This window comes from Xanthomonas sp. SHU 308 (assembly GCF_000364645.1).
Classification (GTDB): Bacteria; Pseudomonadota; Gammaproteobacteria; order Xanthomonadales; family Xanthomonadaceae; genus Xanthomonas_A; species Xanthomonas_A sontii.
This window is the reverse complement of sequence record NZ_AQOK01000752.1, coordinates 1-5,934: the sequence shown is the minus strand read 5'-3', so window position 1 is coordinate 5,934 and position 5,934 is coordinate 1. Positions and strand designations below refer to the sequence as shown.

The following is a 5,934-nucleotide window of genomic DNA, read 5'->3' as shown; positions in this document are numbered from 1 at the left end:
AAAACCAAGGCGACCGGCAGCGGCGCCGTTGCGGGCGGTCCCGCGCGCGACCACGTCGACCGACGACGGGCAGTGGCAGGAGTTCTGAGCCGCTGCGGCGCCCCGCTGCCGCCGCGAAGCGCGCTGTGCGTCTCGCGGCGCGGCTGCCGGGCAGCGGGTGACGACGTCCCACAGAGCGCTTAGCGCGTCACGCTCGTAAAGAAAGTGTATTCAGGGTCGATATAGAAAGCGGAACTGCCATGCCATGGGCGCCGCGACGCGCGCCCCGGCGCCGGCCGCACTGCGCCCGGATCCACGGTTCCGACCGAACCGCCACGGGAGCCGCCATGAAGCGACGCGTTATCGCCACCTGTCTGACCTTGTGCGGCCTCGCCAGCCTCGCAGGCCATGTCCATGCCGAGGCCGAGCCGATCGCCACCGATCGCCCGGACTTCGTCGAATCCAGCCTCACCGTCGGCGACCGCCGCCTGCAGGTGGAAACCAGCGTGGCCTGGGAACGCGACGGCGATGTCGACGGCTATGCCACGCCCACCCTGTTCCGCTACGGCATCGGCCCGACCTGGGAGCTGCGCCTGGAGACCGACGGCTGGCAGACCATCGACGTCCCCGTCGGCGGCGACGTCTCCGGCTTCTCCGACATCTCGCTGGGCCTCAAGCACCACCTGGCCGGCGAGATCGGCGGCGCCTCGCTGGCCTGGCTGCTGCACGTGGACCTGCCCAGCGGCGCGCGCAACGTACGCGGCAGCGGCGCACGCCCCTCGTTCCGCCTGGTGGCCGAATGGGAACTCAGCGACAGCGTGTCCCTGGGCATGATGCCGGGCGTGATCCGCGACGAAGGCGACGGCGGGCATCGCTACACCGCCGGCATCTTCGGCGTGGTGCTGGGCAAGGCCTGGAACGACCGCACCCGCTCGTTCGTGGAGCTGGCCCTGCCGCAGATCGCGCATGCCGACGACGGCGGCACCGTCGCCCTGCTCGACGTCGGCTCGGCCTGGCTGCTCACCCAGGACGTGCAATTGGACGTGGTGTACAGCCGCGGCCTCAACGACCGTTCGCCGGACCACGCGCTCGGCGCGGGCCTGTCCTTCCGTTTCTGATCGGGCCACACCGATGAAAATCATGCATATGCTCGGGATCCTGGTGCTGGTGGCGGTGCTCGCCCTGCTCGCGCTGGGCGGGGTCGGCTACGGCGCGCAGCAGGGGCTGCTGCGCTCGGTCGCCGCGCAGGTCGTGTCCTCGGACGCGCTGCGCAACCACATGCAGGCCGACATGATGCACGACGCGCTGCGTGGCGACGTCACCGCTGCGCTGCTGGCGGCGGCGCACCAGGATGCGGACGGGGTCAAGGCGGCGCGCGCGGCGCTGGGCGAACACGCCGGCGAGTTCCGCAAGGCGCTGGACGACAACCAGAAGCTGCCGCTGGACGGCACCCTGCGCGCGCAACTGGATGCGGCGGGACCGGCGTTGCAGCGCTACATCGCCGCCGCCGACAAGGTGGTGACGCTGGCCGAGTCGCAGGGCGACAGCAGTGCCGCCTATGCCGACTTCACCGCGCAGTTCAAGCGGCTGGAAGCCGAGATGGACACGATCAGCGACAGCATCCTGGCGCTGAACGAGCAGAGCCGCAAAGCCGCCGAACAGCAGAGCCAGCGCGCCACCTGGCAGCAGGCCGGCGCGGTGCTGGTGGCCGTGCTGTGCCTGGCCGCCGCCGCGGCCTGGATCCTGCGCTCGGTCGCGCAATTGCTCGGCGGCGAGCCGCGGGTGGCGATGGACGCGGCCCAGCACATCGCCGAGGGCCGCCTGGACCAGCCCATCCCGGTCGCGGCCAGGCACGGGCGCAGCCTGATGGCGGCGCTGGCGCGGATGCAGCGCGAACTGCGCGAGCGCATCGAACGCGAGCGCAGCGTCGCCGCGGAGAACCTGCGCATCCGCACCGCCCTGGACAACGCGTCCACTGGCATGTACATCGCCGATCCCGACCTGACCATCATCTACGCCAACACCGCGCTGCAGACCCTGCTGCAGACCCACGCCGAGGACATCCGCGCCTGCGCGCCGGCGTTCGACCGTTCTGCGCCGCTGCTGGGCCAATCGGTGGCGCTGCTGGAAGTCGGCAATTCGCAGGACGCGGAGATCTACCAGCGGCTGGATCGGCAGGGCGCGGCGCAGCGCGAGGTGCGCTACCGCGAGGTCTGCATCGCCCAGGAGATTTCCGCCATCCGCAATGCCGAGGGCGCGCACCTGGGCTTCGTCTGCGAATGGCGCGACCGCACCGCCGAGACCCGCGTGGAAGCGGAAGTGGCCGCGGTGGTGCGCAGCGCCGCCGCCGGCGACCTGTCGCAGCGCATCGACCGCACCGGCAAGCAGGGCTTCTTCCTGATGCTGGCGCAGCAACTCAACGGCCTGCTCGACGCCAACGCGATCAGCATCGCCGAGGTCTCGCGGCTGCTCAGCGCGCTGGCCGACGGCGATCTCGGCGCGCGCATGCACGGCGACTTCCACGGCATCTTCGCCACCATGCGCGACGACGCCAACGGCACCGCCGAGCGCCTGGCCGACATCGTCGGCCGCATCCAGCGCGCCGCCGGCGACATCCACAGCGCCGCCACCGAAATCGCCCAGGGCAACAGCGACCTGTCGCAGCGCACCGAACAGCAGGCCGCCAGCCTGGAGGAAACCGCCGCCTCGATGGAAGAGCTGACCGCCACGGTCAAGCAGAACGCCGAGCATGCACGGCAGGCCAACCAGCTCGCCGCCGGCGCCGCCGCGGTCGCCTCGCAAGGCGGCGCGGTGGTCGGCCAGGTGGTGGACACCATGAGCGGCATCGAGACCGCATCGAAGAAGATCGCCGACATCATTTCGGTGATCGACGGCATCGCCTTCCAGACCAACATCCTGGCGCTCAACGCCGCGGTGGAAGCCGCACGCGCCGGCGAACAGGGCCGCGGTTTCGCGGTCGTCGCCAGCGAGGTGCGGGTGCTGGCGCAACGCTCGGCCAACGCCGCCAAGGAGATCAAGGGTCTGATCGACGACTCGGTCGGCCGCGTCGCCACCGGCGCGGAACTGGTACAGCGCGCCGGCCAGACCATGCAGGAGATCGTGGCCTCGGTGGGCCGCGTCACCGACATCATGGGCGAGATTTCCGCGGCCTCGCAGGAGCAGTCCGCCGGCATCGAGCAGGTCAACCGCACCGTCACGCAGATGGACGAGAGCACCCAGCAGAACGCTGCCCTGGTCGAAGAAGCCACGGCGGCGGCGCGGTCGATGGAGGACCAGGCGGCGCAGCTGAGCGACGCGGTGGCCGTGTTCCGATTGGAACAGCATGCCGCGCATGCCGCCCCTGCCCCGGCCTTCGTCGCCGCGGTGGTGGCCGGCCATTCGGCCACTGCTGCAACGTCGCATGCCACGCAGGCGTCCCAACCGAACGCGCAGGCCCTCGCCGACGCGATCGGCACCCAGTGGCAGCCGCTCACCGCTTGAGGAGCCGTGTAGGGAAATGAATCAGACAGCGTCGGGAAGCGTCTTACGACCAACGACGCATCGAGAACTACGCCGTCACGCCGATATCACCTTCGAGCGATGGCGGCATGTTGTACGGCACGACATTGGGTTTCCTTTCTTCACTTTTCTGACCGCCACGCCCACCCCTCCGGTCACGTGAACGCAGCCGGAGTCTGTAGGGACAAGGACCTGGACGCCCCAGGGACACCGTCAACGAAGAGGTCGACATGAATGCCTTTCTGCAACGCTACAACGTGGGACGCCGCCTCGGCGGTGCCTTCGGCCTGCTGATCCTGCTGTCCTGCCTGCTTGTCGCGGCCGGCCTTTTATCCATGGCAGGCGCGCGCCATGAACTGGACAGCATCGTCAAGGTCAACGTCGAGAAGATGCGGATCAGCAACGGCATGCTCGATGCCAACTCAAACATCCTGGTCGCACTCGGCACACTGTCCATGGTGACCAGCGAGGATCTCAACCAGCAGGCGCTCGCCGAGATCAAGGATAAGCGCCAACGCTATAGCGACCTGCGCAACGAACTGGAAAAGTTTCCCGCAACCAGTGCAAGCGTGGTCAAATTGCGCGCCGACATCGATGCGGCGCGCGATATCGCGCGCACCCTCAACAATCAGGTGATCGACCTGGCGAACGCCGGGCGCAACGCCGAGGCGCAGACACTGCTGAGCGAGCGTTCGCGCCCGGCCACGCTGGCGTGGCAAGCGAAAATCCGCCAGAACGTCGCCTTGCAGGAACAGCAGACGCACGACGCCTACGCCACGGCAACGCGCGCCATGGCGCGCGGCCGCAACATGCTCATCGCAGGTGGAGTGGCCGTCCTGGTCGTCAGCGTCTTCCTGGCCTGGGCGATCACCCGCAGCCTGACCATGCCGCTGAACCGCGCCACGCGTGCCGCCGAGGCCATCGCCAGCGGCCGCCTGGACAACGACGTCACGACCAACGCCCGCGACGAGCCGGGACGCCTGCTGCTGGCGATGGACGCGATGCAGCGGCAGTTGCAGCGCTTCTCCGGCGAAACGGCGTTGATGATCGAACTGCATGCCGACAAGGACATCAGCCACCGCATGCCGCTGGATTTCCCGGGCGTGTACGGCGAGTTGAGCAAGGGCATCAACACCATGATGTTCGAGCATCTGGACGCCATCGTCGATGCCATCGGCGTGCTCAACGAATACGCCAACGGCGACCTGCGCCGCGACGCCCGCCGCCTGCCCGGCAGCCGCGCGGTGCTGCACGAATCGATGGACGCGGCCAAGGCCAGCCTGCTGGCGATCAACACCGAGATCAAGCGCCTGGCCGCGGCCGCCGCCGCCGGCGACTTCAGCGCCCGCGGCGATGCGGCGCACTTCCAGCACGATTTCCGGCTGATGGTGCAGGACCTCAACGCGATGATGGAGGTCAGCGACCACAACCTGGGCAAGCTGTCGGCCCTGCTGCAATCCATCGCCGCCGGGGATCTCACCGCGCGCATGGATGGAGAGTTCCACGGCGTGTTTGCGCGGATGCGCGACGACGCCAACGCCACCGTCGAACAGCTGACCGGCATCGTTGGTCGCATCCAGACCGCGGCGGTCAGCATCAACGCGGCCTCGACCGAGATCGCCGCCGGCAACGACGACCTGTCGCGCCGCACCGAGCAGCAGGCGGCGAGCCTGGAAGAAACCGCCGCGTCGATGGAGGAACTGACCTCCACGGTCAAGCAGAACGCCGAGCACGCGCGTCAGGCCAACCAGTTGGCGGTGGGCGCGGCTTCTGTGGCCTCACAGGGCGGCAACGTGGTCGGCCAGGTTGTTCAGACCATGAGCGGGATCGAGGCCTCGTCGAAGAAGATCGCCGACATCATCAGCGTCATCGACGGCATCGCCTTCCAGACCAATATCCTGGCCTTGAATGCGGCGGTGGAAGCGGCGCGCGCCGGCGACCAGGGCCGCGGCTTCGCCGTGGTCGCCAGCGAAGTGCGCACCCTGGCACAACGCTCGGCCGGCGCCGCCAAGGAGATCAAGACGCTGATCGACGACTCGGTCACGCGCGTGGCCGAGGGCTCGGCGCTGGTCGATCAGGCCGGCCGCACCATGAGCGAGATCGTGGCCTCGGTGCAACGCGTCACCGACATCATGGGCGAGATCTCGGCGGCCTCGCAGGAGCAGGCGTCGGGGATCGAGCAGGTCAACCAGACCGTCACCCAGATGGACGAGGCCACTCAGCAGAACGCCGCATTGGTGGAAGAAGCCACCGCCGCCGCACGCTCGATGGAGGAACAAGCCGGCCAGCTCAGCGACACCGTGGCGTTGTTCAAGATCGACAACGCCGGCGTGCGTGCGGCAACGGCGCCGCCTGCCACGGGCAACGCGCCGCGTGCGGCCAAGGTGACGGCGCGTCCGCAGCGGCAGCCCGCCAAGCGCACCGCGGTCGCGGCCG

The 5,934-nt window shown here is 69.1% G+C and carries 3 protein-coding genes; all 3 read left to right on the top strand.

Features of this window, described 5'->3' with window-relative positions; genetic code table 11:
* The first annotated feature begins 326 nt into the window (after positions 1-326).
* Positions 327-1,097, top strand: coding sequence for a transporter (locus tag D588_RS0119795; protein WP_017917226.1), 771 nt, complete (start codon positions 327-329; stop codon positions 1,095-1,097).
* Between the two features lie 13 nt (positions 1,098-1,110).
* Positions 1,111-3,480 (top strand): methyl-accepting chemotaxis protein, encoded by a 2,370-nt coding sequence (locus tag D588_RS0119790; protein WP_026143918.1) that lies wholly within the window; start codon positions 1,111-1,113, stop codon positions 3,478-3,480.
* A gap of 248 nt (positions 3,481-3,728) precedes the next feature.
* The coding region (locus D588_RS0119785) for a methyl-accepting chemotaxis protein (protein ID WP_017917224.1) at positions 3,729-5,934 on the top strand (2,206 nt) is incomplete at its 3' end.

What these genes read in the sequence shown, in the direction of transcription:
- D588_RS0119795 (WP_017917226.1), top strand. Translation starts at nt 327, where the DNA reads ATGAAGCGACGCGTTATCGCCACCTGTCTGACCTTGTGCGGCCTCGCC.
- D588_RS0119790 (WP_026143918.1), top strand. Translation starts at nt 1,111, where the DNA reads ATGAAAATCATGCATATGCTCGGGATCCTGGTGCTGGTGGCGGTGCTC.